The 19,950-nt window shown below is 40.3% G+C and carries 20 protein-coding genes; 13 read left to right on the plus strand and 7 right to left on the minus strand.

What is annotated here, in order from left to right:
* Nucleotides 1–316 precede the first annotated feature (316 nt).
* The 3 genes from ACZ2V4_RS08460 to ACZ2V4_RS08470 are packed head-to-tail and all read right to left on the minus strand — an operon-like array spanning nucleotide 317 to nucleotide 2,112.
* Nucleotides 317–1,099, minus strand: coding sequence for a ClpXP adapter SpxH family protein (locus tag ACZ2V4_RS08460; protein WP_219494283.1), 783 nt, complete (start codon nucleotides 1,097–1,099; stop codon nucleotides 317–319).
* 15 nt (nucleotides 1,100–1,114) lie between these two features.
* Complete coding sequence (locus tag ACZ2V4_RS08465; protein ID WP_086038402.1) at nucleotides 1,115–1,486, minus strand: globin domain-containing protein; 372 nt, start codon at nucleotides 1,484–1,486, stop codon at nucleotides 1,115–1,117.
* Between the two features lie 41 nt (nucleotides 1,487–1,527).
* Nucleotides 1,528–2,112 carry a CYTH domain-containing protein gene (locus ACZ2V4_RS08470; protein ID WP_283721740.1) on the minus strand — a complete coding sequence of 195 codons (585 nt, stop codon included), beginning with the start codon at nucleotides 2,110–2,112 and terminating at the stop codon, nucleotides 1,528–1,530.
* 148 nt (nucleotides 2,113–2,260) lie between these two features.
* On the opposite strand from ACZ2V4_RS08470, the gene ACZ2V4_RS08475 reads away from it, so the two are divergent.
* From ACZ2V4_RS08475 to fabI, 7 genes are all read left to right on the plus strand, one after another.
* Nucleotides 2,261–2,602, plus strand: a complete 342-nt coding sequence (locus ACZ2V4_RS08475) for a UPF0738 family protein (RefSeq protein ID WP_219494286.1) — start codon at nucleotides 2,261–2,263, stop codon at nucleotides 2,600–2,602.
* Nucleotides 2,603–2,616: 14 nt separating this feature from the next.
* Nucleotides 2,617–3,243 carry a GTP diphosphokinase gene (yjbM, locus tag ACZ2V4_RS08480; protein ID WP_219494288.1) on the plus strand — a complete coding sequence of 209 codons (627 nt, stop codon included), beginning with the start codon at nucleotides 2,617–2,619 and terminating at the stop codon, nucleotides 3,241–3,243.
* Nucleotides 3,244–3,254: 11 nt separating this feature from the next.
* Nucleotides 3,255–4,052, plus strand: a complete 798-nt coding sequence (locus ACZ2V4_RS08485; protein WP_219494290.1) for an NAD kinase — start codon at nucleotides 3,255–3,257, stop codon at nucleotides 4,050–4,052.
* Complete coding sequence (locus ACZ2V4_RS08490) at nucleotides 4,049–4,942, plus strand: RluA family pseudouridine synthase (RefSeq protein WP_490514736.1); 894 nt, start codon at nucleotides 4,049–4,051, stop codon at nucleotides 4,940–4,942. Before ACZ2V4_RS08485 ends, ACZ2V4_RS08490 begins: the two co-directional genes overlap by 4 nt.
* Nucleotides 4,917–6,293 carry a magnesium transporter gene (gene mgtE / locus ACZ2V4_RS08495; protein WP_419895447.1) on the plus strand — a complete coding sequence of 459 codons (1,377 nt, stop codon included), beginning with the start codon at nucleotides 4,917–4,919 and terminating at the stop codon, nucleotides 6,291–6,293. The genes ACZ2V4_RS08490 and mgtE overlap by 26 nt, the downstream gene beginning before the upstream one ends.
* A 9-nt stretch (nucleotides 6,294–6,302) precedes the next feature.
* Complete coding sequence (locus ACZ2V4_RS08500) at nucleotides 6,303–8,132, plus strand: monovalent cation:proton antiporter family protein (protein ID WP_283721738.1); 1,830 nt, start codon at nucleotides 6,303–6,305, stop codon at nucleotides 8,130–8,132.
* 158 nt (nucleotides 8,133–8,290) lie between these two features.
* On the plus strand, nucleotides 8,291–9,064 hold the full coding sequence (gene fabI, locus ACZ2V4_RS08505) for an enoyl-ACP reductase FabI (RefSeq protein WP_283721737.1): 774 nt from the start codon (nucleotides 8,291–8,293) through the stop codon (nucleotides 9,062–9,064).
* 49 nt (nucleotides 9,065–9,113) lie between these two features.
* On the opposite strand, the gene ACZ2V4_RS08510 is transcribed toward fabI, so the two are convergent.
* Together ACZ2V4_RS08510 and ACZ2V4_RS08515 are read right to left on the minus strand one after the other, a co-directional pair.
* On the minus strand, nucleotides 9,114–9,623 hold the full coding sequence (locus ACZ2V4_RS08510; protein ID WP_283721736.1) for a YjcG family protein: 510 nt from the start codon (nucleotides 9,621–9,623) through the stop codon (nucleotides 9,114–9,116).
* A gap of 46 nt (nucleotides 9,624–9,669) precedes the next feature.
* Entirely contained in the window at nucleotides 9,670–10,347 is a 678-nt protein-coding gene (locus ACZ2V4_RS08515; RefSeq protein ID WP_283721735.1) for an alpha/beta hydrolase, read from the minus strand.
* A 129-nt stretch (nucleotides 10,348–10,476) separates the two neighbouring features.
* On the opposite strand from ACZ2V4_RS08515, the gene ACZ2V4_RS08520 reads away from it, so the two are divergent.
* Nucleotides 10,477–11,577, plus strand: coding sequence for an AI-2E family transporter (locus tag ACZ2V4_RS08520; protein WP_219494303.1), 1,101 nt, complete (start codon nucleotides 10,477–10,479; stop codon nucleotides 11,575–11,577).
* Nucleotides 11,578–11,722: 145 nt separating this feature from the next.
* Here the strand turns inward: ACZ2V4_RS08520 and ltaA are convergent, their stop codons facing one another.
* On the minus strand, nucleotides 11,723–12,907 hold the full coding sequence (ltaA, locus tag ACZ2V4_RS08525; RefSeq protein WP_490514737.1) for a lipoteichoic acid biosynthesis MFS flippase LtaA: 1,185 nt from the start codon (nucleotides 12,905–12,907) through the stop codon (nucleotides 11,723–11,725).
* Nucleotides 12,885–14,054 (minus strand): diglucosyl diacylglycerol synthase, encoded by a 1,170-nt coding sequence (locus ACZ2V4_RS08530; protein ID WP_283721733.1) that lies wholly within the window; start codon nucleotides 14,052–14,054, stop codon nucleotides 12,885–12,887. Before ACZ2V4_RS08530 ends, ltaA begins: the two co-directional genes overlap by 23 nt.
* A gap of 348 nt (nucleotides 14,055–14,402) precedes the next feature.
* On the opposite strand from ACZ2V4_RS08530, the gene ACZ2V4_RS08535 reads away from it, so the two are divergent.
* The 5 genes from ACZ2V4_RS08535 (at nucleotide 14,403) to ACZ2V4_RS08555 (ending at nucleotide 19,947) form a co-directional block, all read left to right on the plus strand.
* Entirely contained in the window at nucleotides 14,403–15,872 is a 1,470-nt protein-coding gene (locus ACZ2V4_RS08535; protein WP_283721732.1) for a UDP-N-acetylmuramoyl-L-alanyl-D-glutamate--L-lysine ligase, read from the plus strand.
* A 2-nt stretch (nucleotides 15,873–15,874) separates the two neighbouring features.
* Entirely contained in the window at nucleotides 15,875–16,114 is a 240-nt protein-coding gene (locus ACZ2V4_RS08540) for a YueH family protein (protein ID WP_101039518.1), read from the plus strand.
* An 11-nt stretch (nucleotides 16,115–16,125) separates the two neighbouring features.
* Entirely contained in the window at nucleotides 16,126–17,688 is a 1,563-nt protein-coding gene (locus ACZ2V4_RS08545) for a peptide chain release factor 3 (RefSeq protein WP_219494311.1), read from the plus strand.
* 15 nt (nucleotides 17,689–17,703) lie between these two features.
* The gene (locus ACZ2V4_RS08550) at nucleotides 17,704–18,474 is read left to right on the plus strand and encodes a TerC family protein (protein WP_283721731.1); all 771 of its coding nucleotides are present in this window, start codon (nucleotides 17,704–17,706) and stop codon (nucleotides 18,472–18,474) included.
* Nucleotides 18,475–18,540: 66 nt separating this feature from the next.
* A complete protein-coding gene (locus ACZ2V4_RS08555; RefSeq protein ID WP_283721730.1) occupies nucleotides 18,541–19,947 on the plus strand; it encodes a S1C family serine protease in 1,407 nt (468 codons plus the stop codon).
* Nucleotides 19,948–19,950: the final 3 nt, after the last annotated feature.

Below are 19,950 nucleotides of genomic sequence, written 5' to 3' on the forward strand. Positions count from 1 at the left end.
CAGACACACGCAAAATCACGAAAAGATACAAAGACTTTGTGAAATCGTTTACAATATGTCTATTTTGTGAACGATAGATAAAAACGTTGAAATGAACAATCACACATGTTATATTTTATACATGAAATTGATCACATACCAAACATACCCCTTTGTTTGAGTGAAAGATTTCTCCCATCCCCTTTGTTTAATACCGTGTATACAGACACGGTATTTTTTTTATGCCTTCTTTTAAAGTTAACATATAGTAGATAAAATCACCCGGACAATACTGAGGATACGTATTGTTCGGGTGATTTATTTTTGAATATAAATTCTATATACTGACCTTTCTCCAGAAAAGATCATGGTCATAGTGGACATCTTCTATTAATCGCTGCATCTTCAATTTACGTAGTTCATTGATGAGCAGAGGTTTCGGCCATTCATAGATGACTTCGAGCTCTGATTCACTGACGAGCTCCTGTTCGTTGATATAGTCCATGAGTTTTGGTGGTAGTTCTTTTTCTATAGGAACATCCATCAATTCACTGATAATATACGTATAGATTGAATAGTTCTGAATGCCTTCAACCTTCAACCCCTCATCTTCGAAGTTTTCATTGAAGAACACGAGTGTCGGTGTATAGTTGACATCCATTTCGTTCGAAATATGCTGATCGCATTTTAGTGATGTAGTCACATGACTGCTTTTAATATCCTCTAAGAATACTTCAACATCAATCCCTGCTTTGTCCGCTGAATGGAGTATCAGTTCTTTGGTGATGATATCCTGTTTAGGCATAATAGCATTCTGGATGTAGTTCAAAAAGTGTGCAGCCTTTTTGCGACCTTGCAGTTCAGCGGCTTTAAATGCAAGTGCGATATTATCATCGATTGTCGTACTTTGCGCCTGACATTTAGTCAGGACTTTCAAGCTCGGCAGAAGAATCTGCTTAATGTCGACAAACTGATTATATTCTATTTGTAGCTTACGAAGTAACGATTTCATCTGCCATGAGTCCTTACAGAAGGGATCGAAGAAAGAATAGATTTCGATTTTCTTCTTAGGCATCAATGGTTCATATTGTTTTTCGCGTACAAGCTGTAAATGATTCATTGTATTCACCTGCAATTAATATTCAGCATTTACCATATGTTCTGCTGTTAATGTCAGCCTTTGTAATAGATACGTTCTGACATCCTTATCCATATCCACTTCATGTGCTGCCCTGTACATGTTCTCAAGCCATGCGTCCTTTTCTTGTGAACCGATAGTAAACGGCATATGTCTGCCACGTAGCATTGGATGACCATGCTCATCTGAGTATAGTGTAGGTCCACCAAGAAACTGTGTTAAGAATTGTTTCTGTTTACGGCTCGTTTCTTCGAAGTCGCCAGGAAACAGATGGTTGATACGTGTATCATGTGCGACATATCGATAGAAGATATCAATCATCTCATACAACGTTTCCTGACCGATTTGTTCAAATGGCGTGTTCAATATGCCAGCTCCTTTTTAACTAAATATATCATGTATATTCCTTTTTAAAAGTTTTTTGCTTGTAACTGCACGAAATGATCATAGAAACGCTGTACTTTATTTTTACTTACAGAAACAGGGATACTGTGCTGTTTCAGTAAGTTATCGAATATTTGTTTGCCGCTATCGTAATCTGAGACTTCATATTCAAGTTCGAAGTCTTCTGTATCCAGATAGGCACTGGCATCAAGTACAAGAAGGCCGGATTCGTATTCCGTCTCCATGCGTTCAGTTGATAATGCGCCGAATACTTTCAGCGGTGCGTGGATATCCCGTCTGATCAGTTCACTGCGAATGGGTTCCGGTAGCGTATCTACTTCATAGAAATCTTGTGTTAGATCGCTATCATTAAGTGGAATATTATATTCCATGACGCCAATCTGCTGAGGGATCTTCAATGTCATCTCTTTAAGCCTTCCGGCGTCTCTTATGCGCAGTGCGATGTGCTTATCTCTAAGCTTGAAGTCTTTCGTATCCATATAGAAGTTGGTCTGCGTAAAAGGCGATACGTCTTTAAAGTAAAGTGATTTAAGTAAGGTATAGCTTTCATAGTTAAGCATGTTCTTGAATTCGATTTCCAGGTGATTCATCGTGAGCCTCCAATAATAAATGTTAACTTTATTATGCGAAAACTGTACTTTTAAGTAAAGAAATTAACATATTTTATATAGAAATTATCAATCCGTTAAAGTTATGTGCCGTTTTATGTTAAAATATTGTTGTTAAGGAGTGGATATTATGAATTTACATGTCAACGAAATCAAACTGGAAGATAACAAAGTTAAGATATATACAGAGGAATCACAACTGGACGTTACAGCAACAGGAACAATGGTCGTAGATAGTGATCATATGCAGTTTGTCTATCTGCTGGATGATGGGGAATTCCATCACTTACGATTTGTCCAGGAAACATGGCCGATGTTAAAGCAGTATCAGGATAAAGACTGGTATCTATACGGAACGCTACAGTTAGATAACTTTAAGGAAGAACTGCAGTTTCTGCTTGAGAACATAGAAGGTAACTATAACTATGGGAAAGAATTTACAGAGAGTGTTGAGCATGCATTTGAATTGTAGGACGGAGTGAGCGTATGAATCAATGGGATTTATTCTTGTCGCCGTATTATCAGGCGGTTGATGAACTTAAAGTGAAGCTTAAAGGCATAAGAAAACAGTTTATTAATGAAGGTAAATCATCACCAATTGAATTTGTGACCGGACGCGTAAAGCCGGTACCAAGCATTATCGAGAAAGCGAATACGAGAGGAATCGCATTTGATAAGCTCAGTGAAGAGATGTATGATATTGCGGGTTTAAGGTTGATGTGTCAGTTCGTAGATGATATCGATGTTGTCGTTAATATGCTTAAAGCAAGAAGTGACTTTGAAGTCGTTGAAGAGCGTGATTATATCAAAGATACGAAGGAAAGCGGATATCGCTCGTATCATGTCATCATCAAGTATCCGATAGAAACGTTATCGGGCCAGAAGTTTATTCTTGCAGAAATTCAGATTCGTACACTTGCCATGAATTTCTGGGCAACGATTGAACATACGCTGCGCTATAAGTATAGTGGGGACTATCCGCCGGAAATCAGAACGAGACTGGAACGTGCGGCTGAAGCTGCATTTCTGCTGGATGAAGAGATGTCTGAAATTCGTGAAGAAATACAGGAAGCACAAAAATATTATACCGAACAACGCAGCGAAAAACGCTAAGAGGTGAAGCGATGAGATATGCAATATTGACTAAAGGTGACTCTAAGAGTAATGCTTTAAAGCAGAAGATGGTCAGTTATATGAATGACTTCAATATGACAGAAGATACAGCGACTCCTGAAATTGTCATCTCTGTTGGGGGAGACGGGACCTTACTTCAGGCGTTTCATACATATAGTCATCAACTGGAAGAAACGAGTTTTGTTGGTATACATACGGGACATCTTGGCTTCTATGCAGACTGGCTCCCGCATGAAGTGGAAAAACTGATCATTGCAATCAATAATGATTCATTCCAGGTCATCGAATACCCGCTTGTTGAAGTTGTTGTCAGATACGATGAAGGTAAGGCGAGTCGATATCTCGCACTGAACGAAGCTACTGTAAAGACACATAATGGTGCAACGCTGGTCGCAGATATAAGTTTAAGAGGTGAGCTATTTGAACGTTTTAGAGGCGATGGATTGTGTATTTCAACACCGAGCGGCTCTACGGCATATAATAAAGCGCTTGGCGGTGCACTGATACATCCTTCATTGGATGCAATTCAAGTGACCGAAATTGCTTCGATTAACAATCGTGTGTTCCGTACAGTCGGTTCACCGCTCGTACTCCCTAAACATCATAATTGTCAGGTGGAACCTGCAAATCCAATCACGTTACAGCTTACATTTGATCATATCACTGCGGATCATAAAGGTGTTTCGTCGATACAGTACCGTGTTGCGGATGAGAAAGTGAGATTTGCACGATTTAGACCCTTTCCTTTCTGGAAACGTGTGCACGATTCATTTATCGCAAGCGAATGAAACAGCTTACTTATGCAGTGACAGAACAGATAACAGTTAAGAAATTTCTTCAGAACCATCAATATAGCAGAAAGAGTATAAGCGCCATTAAACAAAATGGTGCTTTACTTGTTAATGGGCGTCAGGTGACGGTGCGATATGAGATGCATAAGGATGATACTTTAACTGTCCGGCTCCCGGATGAATCAAGAAGTAAAGCACTTATAGCAAGTCATATTCCAATACGAATACACTATAACGATGAGTATCTGATCGTTGTGTCTAAACCCCCTTCTATGAATACGATACCTTCAAAGCAGCATCCGCATGACAGTTTGATAGAAGCAGTATATGGTTATCTGGAAACGCACGGTGATAAGAGCGTGCTCCATCCAGTCAGCAGGTTAGATCGTGATACGAGTGGACTTGTTGTATTCAGCAAACATCAGCTGACCCATCATCTGTTAACAGGGAAGATAGAGAAATTCTATCTTCTCATTGTTGCAGGTCATGTGAAAGACCATGGTAACTATGTCTATCCGATTGACAGAGCATCTGATTCTATCATTACACGTACTGTTGCTATTAACGGACAGCATGCACGTACAGAATATCATTTAATAGATTATGATGCAGCGTTAGATATAAGTCTTGTACACGCAAAGTTACATACAGGAAGAACGCACCAGATTAGAGTGCATTTCAGTGCAGCTTTACATCCGCTTGCTGGAGATAGCCTCTATGGGGGCAATTCATTGATGAATAGACAGGCGTTACACGCAGCTGAAGTACGCCTGACCCATCCGGTTACAGGGGAAAAGCTGCATATTCTTGATGCCCTACCGGAGGATCTTGAAACATTATTAGTAAATATGGAGGTACATCATGGCAGAACAAGATTTTATGACTGACGAAGCAATGTATGATAAAGCATTGCTCGATTCACTCTTATTGAATAATGAAATAGATGCATTTCGCGATGAATTCCTGGAACTTCATACATACGACCAAGGAGCATACTTTACTCAAGCAGATGATGAACTGAGAAATCAGATGTATCATTTATTATCTCCGAAAGAAGTCGCAGAGTTGCTTGAGACGACAGAAATGGAAGATGAAGATTACGATCATATCTTCGATACGATGGATGCGCGTTATGCCAGTGATATGCTGTCTGAAATGTCATTTGATAATGCGGTCGATCTACTGAAGATCTTACCGAAAACAAAAGTTGCAAGCTTACTGCTGTTGATGGATAAAGACGCTTCAGAAGAAATTAAAGCGTTATTGCATTACGAAGAAGATACAGCTGGAAGTTTGATGACAACTGAATATATTTCAATTTCAGAGATGATGTCCGTGCGTGAAGCAATGATTCATGTAAAGGAGCAAGCACCAAAAGCTGAGACAATCTATGTCATCTTTGTGCAGAACGACAAAAAGAAGCTCGTCGGTGTTATTTCACTCAGAGAATTAATTGTAGCAGAAAATGATGCATACGTAGAAGAAGTGATGAATGAACGTGTTATCAGTGTCAATGTTGCTGATGATCAGGAAGATGTTGCGATGATTATGCGAGATTATGACTTTCTTGCAGTACCTGTCGTTGACTATCAGAATCATCTGCTCGGGATTATTACGATTGATGATATCCTCGATGTTATTGACGAAGAAGCGAGTGAAGACTACTCTAGACTTGCCGGTGTCAGCGATATTGACTCGACGAAAGATACGGTCTTTACAACAGCACGCAAACGACTGCCGTGGCTGATGATTCTAACGGTACTTGGAATGATCACAGCAACGATCCTTGGCAATTTTGAAGAGACGCTGGAGAAAGTAGCACTGCTTGCAGCTTTTATCCCAATTATCGGGGGAATGGCCGGGAATTCTGGTACACAGAGTCTGGCGGTTGCAGTGCGCGGGATTTCTACGGGTGAAGTGGATGAGCAGAGTAAAGTAAAGCTCGCACTCAGAGAAGCAGGATCTGGATTGCTTTCAGGATTGTGTTGTGCGGTATTATTGTTTATTATTATTGTATTGATTTATCAAACGCCGATTCTTGCACTCATCGTTTCCTTTAGTTTAACGATTGCGATGACGGTGGCAACATTGTCTGGTGCATTGGTCCCGTTACTCATGCACAGAATGAAGATAGATCCTGCAGTTGCAAGTGGTCCTTTTATTTCGACAATCAATGATATTATCAGTATGCTGATCTATTTCAGTCTTGCAACGACATTTATGAGCTATTTAGTTTAGGAGGGTTATATGGAAAATCATGACCAGTTAATTTCACTCGTTGTAGTCGTAGTATGTGCGTTTTTAACGCCGATACTGCTCAATAGACTACGTATTACATTCCTGCCGGTTGTTGTTGCAGAGATATTGATGGGGATTATCGTCGGAAAATCATTGTTCAATTGGGTAGAAAGAACAGAGATGCTGAATATCTTATCGACGCTCGGCTTTATTTTCCTTATGTTCTTAAGTGGTCTGGAAATTGACTTTAAGACATTTAAATCAAAGCCTGGCACTAAAAAAGGAAAAGAACCAAATCCTTTAATTTTAACGCTCTCTATATTTCTCGGGATACTGCTGTTAAGTATTGGCGCTGCCTATCTCTTTAAATGGGCCGGACTTGTTGATGATGTCCTGCTGATGGTTATTATTATCTCGACAATTTCGCTTGGTGTTGTTGTACCGACATTAAAGGAAATGAATCTGATGCAGACGAGTATCGGACAAATCATCTTACTTGTAGCCGTAATCGCAGACCTAGCGACAATTCTGCTGTTAACGCTCTATGGAACATTGCATGCAGAAGGGGATTCTCCGGTATGGCTGATCGGGATACTCGTCGTATTCACTGCACTCTTCTATGTGATGGGGAACCGTCTGAAGAAGTTAGAGTTTCTGCATAATTTAATGGCAGGAACAACGCAGATTGGAATACGTGCGGTATTTGCTCTTATTCTGTTACTTGTTGCACTTGCTGAAAGTGTCGGTGCAGAGAATATCCTTGGTGCATTCTTAGCGGGATGTGTCGTGAGTTTACTCGGTCCTGACAAAGATATGGTCGACAAGCTTGATTCATTCGGCTATGGGTTCTTTATTCCGATATTCTTCATTATGGTAGGGGTGGACCTCGATATTCCATCATTATTTATGGATCCATCGAAGCTTGTGTTAATCCCCATCCTATTCATCGTATTCTACTTGACGAAAGCGATACCCCTTGCAGTATTGCTCAAGTGGTATGATAAGCAGACGGTGCTTGCATCAACCTTTCTACTGACTTCAACATTGTCACTCGTTATCGCCAGTGCCAAGATTGCTGAGAGATTAGGTGCGATAGATAGCTCAACATCAGGAACTTTGATTCTTGCAGCAGTGATTACTTGCGTGATCGTGCCCGTCTTCTTTAAGAAGCTCTTCCCGGTGCAGTTAAGCGAAGAGAAAGTCATTCGAATTGCATTCATCGGAAATAATCAGCTCTCGATACCTGTAGCACAAAGCTTTAAATCAGCGCTGTATATACCAACAATTATCTACAGGAAGAATAACGATGCACGTCAAATCAGTGATATCGATGTCATTGAGATCGATGAATATACTTACGATGAATTAAATTCAATCGGATTGTTCGATTTTGATATCGTCGTATGTTCAGCAAATGATGAATCGATTAACCGCAGTGTGGCATTGATGGCAAAAGAAGAAGGTGTTGAGCGTGTTATCTGTCGTGTAGAATCCAAGAAAGAAGACGATGAACTATTGGAGGCAGATATTGAAATCTTCAGCGAATTCCAGAGTACGAAGACATTGCTGAAAGGTCTGATCGAGTCACCGAACATGCTGAATTTATTGTCTAACGTAGAGACATCACTGTATGAGATAGAAATGTTGAATACACGTTATCATGAAATGCGTCTACGTGAGTTTCCGTTCAGTGGCGATATTATCTTCGTCCGCATATTACGCGGCAAAGATTCAATCGTACCTCATGGAGAAACCGAATTACATTTTAAAGACCGTCTTATCGTAACAGGGTCAAGAGAGTATGTAGATGAAATTAAGCGGGAACTCGAATTGTTCTAAGTTTACAGTACGCCTGAAGGAAACTTCAAGGCGTATTTTTTATTGAAGTCTCCAATTATTATTTCTTAAAAATATATTATTTTTTACTGAAATTCAAATGAACTTCTGATATATTTAGTAGTAGGTACTAGAACTTACTTTTATAAAAGGAGAATTATATGTTAAATTTTCAGGATAAAGTGTATGTCATTATGGGTGTGGCGAATAGACGCAGTATCGGATATGGTGTGGCACAAGTATTAGATGAAGTTGGTGCTAAGCTGATATTTACATATCGTAAAGAGCGCAGCATGAAAGAACTGGAACGTCTGCTCCCTAATTTAAAGCATAATCATGATGCACTGATGATTCAATGTGATGTGCAAGAAGACGCGGATGTCGTACGTGCGTTTGAACAGATTAAAGCTGAAGTAGGGCATATCGATGGCGTGTTCCATTCGATCGCATTTGCCAATATGGAAGATCTGCGAGGTCGCTTTATTGATACGACCCGTGAAGGGTTCTTACTTGCTCAGGATATCAGCTCATACTCGCTAACGATTGTAGCGAGAGAAGCGAGTAAGTTAATGTCTGAAGGTGGATCTATCGTGACGACGACATATATTGGAGGAGAATTCGCGATTCCGAACTATAACGTCATGGGCGTTGCGAAAGCAAGCCTTGAAGCCAATGTCAAATATTTAGCATTAGACCTCGGTCAAGATGGTATCCGTGTGAATGCCGTATCACCAGGACCGATTCGTACATTAAGCGCAAAAGGCATCGGAGACTTTAATACGATATTAAAACGGATCGAAAATGAAGCACCGTTAAAACGTAACGTAGATACGTTGGAAGTTGGTAAGACAGCACTGTACCTGTTAAGTGATTTATCAAGTGGTGTCACCGGAGAAAATATTCATGTGGATAGCGGTTATCATATTGTAGGATAAAACTGGACTATAAAACGAGAGGCTAGGACATGTGTCCTAGCCGTTTAGGTTATTCTCCAAGTTTAAACGTTTCCAGTACATTCCATGTTCCGTTTTCTAATTGGTAACATAGACAGACTTTATCGATTACTTCCTGATGGCTTTCATCTTTCATCTGTAGCTGACCGAAGATGTCTTCAAACTCCTGTGACGATAGTCCTTGTCCAATTGTGAAGTGTGGAACGAAAGGGTGTGCGTTCTGTCCATAGAAGTCACCATTATTGAATGCTTCATAGAGTTTCTTCAATCCTGTGTTTGGTGTGACTTTCAGATAGATGACATTCTTTGTCGGAACAAAGCTTGATACTTTCTCAACGTTTACCTCAACCGGTGCACTTGACTTTGCGACGTCAGCAATTTTTTCTGTAACAGTTTCGACCTCATCTTCTGATACTTCGAATGCATCCTTGAGTGTAATATGTGGTGCAATCACTCCATAATGACTGTCATAACGCTTTCGGTAGTTATTGATGTAATCTTGATAAGCCTTTGATGGATATAATACGATACCAAGTTTCATATTGATCACCTCTAATTTTTTTGATAATTCAATTATATCAGAAATTTTATAAGAAGTAATAGCTTAACATGTTTTCTATTTCCGGTTTCCATGTCTTCCAGTTATGTGAGCCTGATAGTTCTTTGTAGTAATGCGGCTTTCCATTCTGGTTAAGTGTGTCGTGTAGTTCTTGTATCGGCGTCAGAAAGTCAGCTGATGTACCGTCCTTCAGTGTGAATTCATACTCTTCATCACCAACTGCGATATAATAATCAGCGTCTGTCTCGGCAGCAGCTGTAATCATGTCGTGCATCAGCATCGGGCTGAACAGCACCGCCTTATTAAAGACTGGATACTGAATCGCAAGCATCAGTGCAATGCTTGCAGCCAGGCTGTCACCGATAAGCAGAATGTCATTCGTGTTAATATTGTAGTGGACGAGCAGATAGTTCAGCAGCTCATCATGGACGAAGGTCATCATCGCAGTTTGCTTATCACCTTGTGGATGATATTCTTCAGCACGCACTGCAACATTCGGATAATGTATGAAGACAATGATATGCTGATTAATATTCAGTGCTTCATACTGCCTATGTAACTGCGCCATCTGAGCAAGATCTTGTCCGTCAAAAGCAATGATGACATTCGGCGATTCGATATGTTCTGGTATATAGATGCCAAGCTTAACGCTACGCTCGAGTGCTGTGCTGTTTATTTCTAGGGGATGAATAAGTCCTGGTTTCATATAATCACTCCTTTAGTTTAAATATATTATACAATTTTACATCAATTTTTATGAAAAGGATTTTTCAAATTATGATAAACAGGAGGAATCTGGGGTATAATAAGAAATAAAGACAATTTGGAGGAATTTATGACAAATAAAGTTTGGTTTAGATTCGGTGTAGGGCTTCTGCTTACATTTTTAATCATCAAGTATTTCTTAGAGATTAACCATATCTTCTACCCGATCATCATCATTGTAAAATCTATTATCCTGCCGTTATTACTCGGTGGTTTCCTGTACTATATTGTAGTACCGTTCCAGGATAAGCTGGAAGAAAAGCGTCATTTAAAACGCTGGCAAAGTGTTACATTAATCATGATTGCACTGTGTTTAATTATCGGTCTATTATTCTCGTTTGTAGGACCTATTGTATCAAAGCAGACAAATAATTTCATAGATAACTATCCCGCAATTCAAAAGGAATTTCAATCGTATGTAAGTCTGGCACTAGATCAGCGCGATAAATTACCTGAGAATGTTAAAGACGGGATTAATAATGGGATAGAGAAGATGAACGAATATTCAGGGAAGATTGTAACGAATGCGTTCTCTTTTATTACACAGTTCATCTCTACGCTGTTCTTGTTAATCTTAGTACCATTCTTCCTGATCTATATGCTGAAAGATCATGACCGCTTCGTACCCTTTGTATCAGCACCGTTCACAGGGAAGCGTAAGGTGTTCGTTGTCACTTTATTTAAAGATATTGATAAGACGTTACGTTCATATATTCAAGGGCAGGTGACGGTCAGTATCATTCTGGGGTTACTACTCCTTGCCGGCTACTTAGTTATTGGATTAGATTATGCAGTAATTCTCGCGATGTGGGGCATGGTAACGAACTTAATTCCATTCCTAGGACCATATATGGCGGTAATACCTGCCATTATTATTGCGTTGATCCAAGACCCTGTTATGGCGATTTACGTGATCATTATTATGTTTGTGGCCCAGCAGCTAGAAGGAAATGTCATTACACCGAATATTATGGGTAAGACATTGAATATGCACCCGTTAACCATTATTACGGTCATCCTCGCAGCTGGAAACCTTGGTGGTTTCTTAGCCATCTTAGTTGCCGTACCAACTTATGCTGTGTTAAAGACAATCGTAAGAAACTTCTATATGCATCGACAGGAGATTACTTCTGAAGCGAATAAGATTGTTAAAGAACGACATACGAGGTAATCCAGGATATTAAGCACCAGTTAGAAGCGCTGATTCCATTTCTAGAAGCATTAATAGAAAAACGTAAATGAAAATAAAGAATGACCGCTACAGAATTTATCTCTGTGGCGGTCATTCTTCTGTTGTATACTATAAAAGCATGTGCTTATCTTTGGATGCGCTTTGTTCTATAGAAATAGAACAGATAGAAGAATGAAAGACCAATAAATACGATGGCTGAGGTGAACAATGTGTAATTTGTATTATGAAACAGCTCCGTAATCAGACCGCCAATAATTGGACCGAGCATGGTGCCGATGCCTTGCAGACTATTAAATACACCCCATGATTCTTCCTTTAATGCAACATCGACCTGGCTTGCCATAAATGCATTCCATCCTGGCAGAAGCAATCCATAGAATAAACCAATGACAAGTGCGGCACCGAGAACAATCATATAGTTGGTTACCTGTGTCATAAGAAGAATGCTGATTCCAAAGATAAAGAATCCGGCAAGAATGACGATATGAGCATAAATATTTGAAACATCATCCATAAATTTAGAAATAAAGAGCATCGATACAGTACATCCGACACCTCCAGCAATGAGCAGATACGTATACTCAAGTGTAGAGACGTTCAGGCTATGTACAGCGTAAGATGGCAGTATAGGAACAAGCATCCCGATGGCAATCCCTTGGAAGAGGATGCCAGGAAACAGCACGAGATGTCGTGACATTACATGCTTAATATGTTTGTACTGAGTCTTCAGTGATTTCTTTTCGATAAATGAAACTTCGACATGCACGAATAAATACAGCACCCATGCACAGAGTACAAGTAATGGCATCAGGAATATATACTGAACAGGATGAACTTTAATGATCAGGTTCATGATGATCATCCCGCTCATCATCCCGACAAGCCATGCAAAATAAACATATCCCATATGTTTGGAACGCTTATTATCTTCAACAGATGACAGCATAATCACCCAGATTGGACTGACAGCAATACCGAGCAGTATTGCTGCTGCCACAAGCGTCACTGGGTGACGGTCAAATATAATGAGTGCAAGACCGGCGGCTGCGATAAAGAAACCGGCATTCAGCACTTTCTTCGTCCCGTAGCGTTTAAGCAGAAAACCGATTCCGAAATTTGTCAGTGCATCACTGACAAAATGCAATGTAATACATGCAGAGATAATACCGACGGTTACATTTGACAGGGTAGGTAATACCGGCAGAAAGCTGAGTATATACATCCCGCGTGCAAATTCCATCAGAAACAATATGACAATCATTAACCAGAAATTCTTACCTTTAAACTTACTTTGCGAAGAGGCGGGCATAGAGTCCTGCTTTAGAAGTCATCATTGCATCTGATGAGGTGTGATCTAACATCTGGAGCAATGTGCGTGAAATATTAAGTGAGGCATCTGGTATATAATGTTGCTGCATATTGTATTTATATTGATTAAGTAAGACTTCGTCTGAGAGTAATTCGAGCACAGTTGACGTTGTTTCTTCATAAGTCTGTGTGATACGCGAGAACCCTTGTTTCGTGAAATAGATTGCATTCTCACCTTCCTGTCCGGGTGCCGGGTTAAAGAATACGAGTGGAATACCTTTGCATAAGCTTTCTGAAATTGTGATACCACCAGGCTTTGTTAGCATTAAGTCACAGCAAGACATCCACTGCGCCATCTCTTGTGTATAGCCGATGATGATCACGTTACGATTGTCTTTATACTCAGACTGCAGCTGCTGCAATAGCTGTGTGTTATTACCGCAAACAACGACAAATTGATGCGTGCACGCTCCAGTTAAGTCTTTAAGCATTTCGTTGAAGCCACTGACCACACCGAATGCACCTGCAACCATCAGCAATGTCTTCTTGTCAGGAGACAGACCATGCGATAATAACCAGGCGTCTCGGTCGATGTGGTCATTAAAGCGTTCATGAATCGGTATCCCTGTAATATCGATGATCGCTTCATCTACACCGAGCGCTATCAGTTCAGACTTCAGCGCTTCTGTAGCAACAAAGTAACGGTTGCTGTTTGGCGTCAGCCAGTTTTTATGCATTGTGTAATCGGTAATTACAGTCGCTACCGGTGTATGGATGTTGAGCTCTTTTTTGATGATTGACATCACCGGTGTCGGGAAGGTCAGAAGAATTAAATCAGGCTTCTCCTTCAAGATGAGATTAATGAGACGATTTAATCCGTAATAACGATAGAAGCAGCTTTCCGGCTTATCTTGATTTGCATAGTAAAAATAGCGATAAGAATTTCTAAAGTACTTGTAGCTGTTAATATAGTATTTCTTGGCAATGCTATTGATGATAGGATGTGCCTCCTGAAATAAATCATGTTCAATCACTGTTAACTGAGGTAACTGCATACGATTCAACTGATTAACAATTGCATTTGTCACTGAGATATGACCATTACCATAGGAACCTGTGATGATCAGAATCTTCTTATTGTTTGACATAGTGCACACTCCGATTCTAAAGGTTAAACGTTCTATTATCATTATTAATGAAATTATACAACTTGTCATCTTAAATACAAAAAAATTACAATATTTATAATAAGTTAAATATCCATTGATGCTATCTCTATTCTTTATCAATGATAGAGATGATTGTGGTGTTTCTTTAATAATATGATATTCAGTATGGTAAATACTACTGAAAACATAGACAACATAAAATTATTTATTAATTATACGCTAATATCCTTCTATTTTATACAAATTATTTATTTAAACCTATCTTCAACAATTCATAATCTTATAAAAAAGGTGTATAATTAAGAATTGACTAAAGGAGGCTTATCAGTGAAAACGTCTGAATTACTTTCTAAAATAAAAGCCAAGAAGCTTTACGGAACATTTCCTGAACATATCAATAAAGTGGTTGTAGATTCAAGAGCAGCAGACAGCGAGAGTGTATTTGTAGCTAGTCATGGGTATACAGTAGACAGCCATAAATTTATACCGAATGTTGTTAGGCAGGGCTGTCGTATGATTATTGTCGATCACTATATCGAAGGACTGGATATCGGGCAGGTCGTTGTGCGTGATACTTTGCAGGCAGCACGTATATTCACGCAGCATGTAATGGATTTCCCGTCACATCAGCTTACGACTTATGGTGTGACAGGTACGAACGGTAAGACGAGTGTGGCAACGATGATTCATCATCTGCACCGTGCACTGAACATAAATAGTGCATATCTCGGTACGAACGGCTTTCAATATAATGAAGAAGTTGCTAAAGGCGCAAATTCAACCCCTGAAACGATTACCTTAAATCAGCATATTGCACATGCAGTAGAACAAGGTGCACAGGCGATGGCGATGGAAATGTCGAGCCACGGATTAGCGCTTGGTCGTACGGATGGTGTTGACATCGATGTTGCAATCTTCACGAATTTAACACAAGATCATCTGGATTTTCATGGAACGATGGAACGTTATGGTTTTCATAAGGCGCTGCTCTTTGCACAGCTTGGGAATGACTTTAAGCAGCAGAAGTATGCAGTGGTAAATGGAGATGATGATTATTCGAAAGAACTGATCATTGCTTCACCAAGAGAAGTGATTACATATGGCATTGAACAGAATACAGATATTAAAGCAACAAATATTAAAGAATCTATCGATGGCATTGCTTTTACACTTGAAACACCAGATGGCAATGTTGAGATTACATGTCCTTATATTGGTCGATTCAACATCTATAATATGCTTGCAGCCCTCACTGCACTGTGGACGCAAGGTCATGCCCTGAGTGCACTTGCTGAAGCAGCCCGAAGTTTACCGCCAGTAGAGGGCCGTCTAGAAGTGCTGGACCGCAACTTACCGATAGACTTAGTGATTGATTATGCACATACACCAGACGGCATGAACAAACTTATCGATGCACTTGAACCTTTTAAACGTGGTAAGATGATTTTCTTAATCGGTATGGCAGGAGAACGAGATTTAACGAAGACACCTGAAATGGGCGCAATTGCTTGTCGCGCAGATTATGTGATATTTACACCGGATAATCCTGCGAATGATAACCCGCGTAAACTAACCGATGCACTGGAAAGTGGTGCAACACATTCAAATTATGTGTCTTTCTTAGACCGTGCACAAGGGATTCGTCACGCGATTGAAGTAAGTGCACCTGGAGATATGGTCGTCCTCGCTTCAAAAGGACGTGAGCCTTATCAGATTATGGAAAATTACATTAAAGTACCGCATCGTGATGATTTGATTGGTCTGGAAGCGGCATATGATAAATATGGGAGAGAGTAACGATGAAAATTAGAAACAGCATAGGAGAAAACCTGCAATGTAAAGTATATATTCATGAAAACAAAAAGGAAGAAACGTTTTTAGTAAGTATTCCGGATATCTTCTTCTCTATTCAGTTCGATTATGATCTATACGGAGAGGCTTTAGAAGAACATTTATATTTACATCTATTTAATTTATTAGACGAAAAAGATGCATCTGAACTTGCACGCCGCATAGTGCAATGGACGAGCGAAACTTAAGGAGCGAATTTATGACATTAAGAGAAGAAGTAGAAATAAGAAAGACATTTGCCATCATCTCTCACCCGGATGCCGGTAAGACCACATTAACGGAGAAATTATTATTATTCGGTGGCGCCATTCGTGAAGCAGGTACCGTCAAGGGTAAGAAGACGGGTAAGTTTGCGACGAGTGACTGGATGGAAGTAGAGAAACAGCGTGGGATTTCTGTAACGAGTTCTGTGATGCAGTTTGATTATGATAACTTTAAAATTAATATTTTGGACACACCTGGACACGAAGATTTCTCAGAAGATACGTATCGTACGTTAATGGCGGTAGATAGTGCTGTCATGGTGATCGACTGCGCGAAAGGGATAGAGCCACAGACGTTAAAGTTATTTAAGGTCTGTAAGATGCGTGGGATTCCGATTTTCACATTCATTAACAAACTTGACCGTGTCGGTAAAGAACCGTTTGAGTTGCTGGAGGAAATCGAGAAGACGCTTGAAATTGAGACATATCCGATGAACTGGCCAATCGGTATGGGGCAATCATTCTTCGGTATTATTGACCGCAAGACGAAAACAATAGAGCCGTTTAGAGATGAAGAGAACGTGCTGCATTTAAATGAAGATTATGAACTTCAAGAAAGTCATGCGATCACTTCAGACAGCGCATATGAACAGGCGATAGAGGAGTTGATGCTTGTCGATGAAGCAGGCGAGACATTTGATAAAGAGAAACTGATGACAGGTGATCTAACACCTGTATTCTTCGGCTCAGCCCTTGCGAACTTCGGTGTACAGAACTTCCTGAATGCATATGTAGATCATGCGCCGATGCCATCTGGGCGTAAAACGGAGTCAGGTGAAGAAGTATCACCATTTGATGAAAGTTTCAGTGGATTTATCTTCAAGATTCAGGCCAATATGAATCCACAGCATCGAGATAGAATCGCTTTTATGCGTATCGTCAGTGGTGCATTTGAACGTGGCATGGACATTAAGATGACGCGTACAGATAAGAAGATGAAGATCTCACGTTCAACATCATTTATGGCAGATGATACACAAACGGTAAACCATGCTGTAAGTGGTGATATTATCGGACTATATGACTCTGGGAACTTCCAGATCGGTGATACGCTTGTCGGTGGAAATCAGAAATTCGAGTTCGAGAAATTACCACAGTTCACACCAGAAATCTTTATGAAAGTGTCACCGAAGAACGTAATGAAGCAGAAACATTTCCATAAAGGAATCGAACAGCTTGTCCAGGAAGGTGCCATTCAGCTTTATCGTACACTGCATACCAATCAGATTATTTTAGGGGCAGTCGGGCAGCTTCAGTTTGAAGTGTTTGAACATCGTATGAATAACGAATACAATGTAGACGTCATTATGGAACCTGTAGGGAGAAAGATTGCCCGCTGGATTGAGAACGAAGCGGATATTCGAGATGTTATGAACTCAAGCCGTTCGATTCTTGTGGAAGATAGATTTGAAAACAAAGTATTCTTGTTCGAGAATGAATTTGCGACGCGCTGGTTCCTGGATAAGTTCCCAGAAATTAAGCTCTACAGTTTACTGTAAGAAGGAGGAGTTATAGTGGATCCGTCAATTATCATTACCTATCTGTGGGTTATACTCGTACTCGTTGTATTAGAAGGCCTGCTTGCTGCAGATAACGCTATCGTTATGGCAGTAATGGTCAAGCATTTACCGGAAGAACGTCGTAAGAAAGCTTTATTCTACGGATTAGTCGGTGCATTTATCTTTAGATTTGGGGCACTCTTTGCCATCAGTTACCTTGCCAACTACTGGCAGATTCAAGCAGCGGGGGCTGCATATTTGTTATATATGTCCACTAAAAACCTCATAGATTACTTTAGAACAGACGATGCAGCAAGTGCGTCAGAAGAAGCTGAGCTTGAGAAATATGGTAGTAGCAAAGGAAGCGGCTTCTGGATGACTGTTGCTAAAGTGGAATTCGCAGATATCGCATTTGCCATTGATTCAATGCTTGCAGCAATCGCCATCGCACTGACATTACCGGAAGTAGGACCACAGTTCGGTGGTATGAATCTCGGTCAGTTCCTTGTAATGTTTACAGGAGGAATGCTTGGTGTAATCATCATGCGATTTGCGGCAACATGGTTTGTTAAACTGCTGCATGACAATCCTTCACTTGAAGCAGCAGCATTTGCGGTTGTCGGATGGGTCGGTGTCAAGCTTGTTGTGATGGTGCTTGCACACGAAAAGGTAGGCATATTACCACACGAATTCCCACATAGTACATTATGGCAAGTAATATTCTGGACAGTCCTGCTTGGCATTCTTGTAATCGGATGGTTCAGCGGCAACAAGAAAAAAGCATAATACAATACTCAACTTAATGTATCTATATTATAATAGAAACATTAAGTTTTTTTAGTGGAGGCAGCGATGAAGAAGATTACGATAAAAAGAAGAGATTACAGAAGACCGAAACGCCTATTTTATGAGGGGCAGGGTAAACGCCATATATTTCCGTATCTGCATAAGAGAGATGAAGAAAAATTAATCATTGAACCTAATACTAAGGATACAGTGGATGAAAGTATGGCTATTCCACCGGTCACGGAAACCCCCTCACAACAACCGCAGGATGAAACCAAAGGGACACCTGCTGAGGAAACAGTTGAAACGGAAACGCCTGGAATGCCTGAAAAAGCATCTGAACAAGAAGTGAAAGCACACGAAGCGTCTACCGAATCATTGGTAGAAGAAGCCTCTGGAAGCAGCTTTAGATGGTTATTACCATTACTTGTGGGTATTCTTATAGGAATAATGTTAGCTGCACTGTTATTACCAAAGATGTTCCAGCAAAAAGATAAGCCACAGGAAGAAGCGGCGCTTACTCAGACGGAATGGATTGCAAAGCATAAGGATACGGTCGTAACGGTTACAAATCTGCAAAAGGCATCAGCAGATGAACCTATCGATGCACAGGCTTCTGAAAAGGCACCTGAGGAAACAGGCATCGGCAGTGGCGTTATCTATAAGCTCGATGAAAAATATGCATATATCGTAACGAACCATCATGTTGTGGCAAAAGCACCCACAATTGAAGTGACACAAGGAAAACTAAAGGAAAAGGCGACGCTTGTCGGCAAGGACATATGGACTGATATCGCAGTGATCAGAATACCTAAAGGGAATCTGAAATCTACCGTTACTTTTGGTGATAGCAGTAAACTTGAAGCAGGAGAGCATGTGCTGGCGCTAGGTAGTCCCCTTGGCAAAATATTTGCAGGAAGTGTAACAAGCGGAATCATCTCTGGGCTCGATAGAACGGTACCTGTGGATATTGATGGCGATAATGAGTATGACTGGTCAATGGATGTTCTTCAGACTGACGCTGCCATCAATCCGGGTAATTCAGGAGGTGCCTTGTTTAATGATAAGGGTGAGATGGTTGGACTGAATTCACTTAAGATTACGATGAACGGTGTCGAAGGGATTGCCTTTTCTATACCTGCAAATGATGTCAAGAAACATATTAAAGCTCTAGAAAAGAGCGGTTCAATCAAGCGTCCGAAACTGGGGATCAGCGTAGAAGATTTAGCTTCAGCTGAATATACCGGAAACTTGAAACAAGGTGTGCAGATCATGCAAGTAGAAGCAGCATCTGTCGCACAGCAGGCAGGTCTTATGCAGGGTGACGTTATAACACATCTTGATCAGACGAAGATTGAAGATAAGATCCACTTCAGAAAAGTATTGTTCAACGATAAGAAGATAGGGGAAACGTTAACGGTTAAGCTTGAAAGACAAGGTATCAAAAAGACGATTAAACTTAAATTAAAGTAAGGA

This window comes from Macrococcus sp. CoH-51_TC_04, assembly GCF_058188655.1.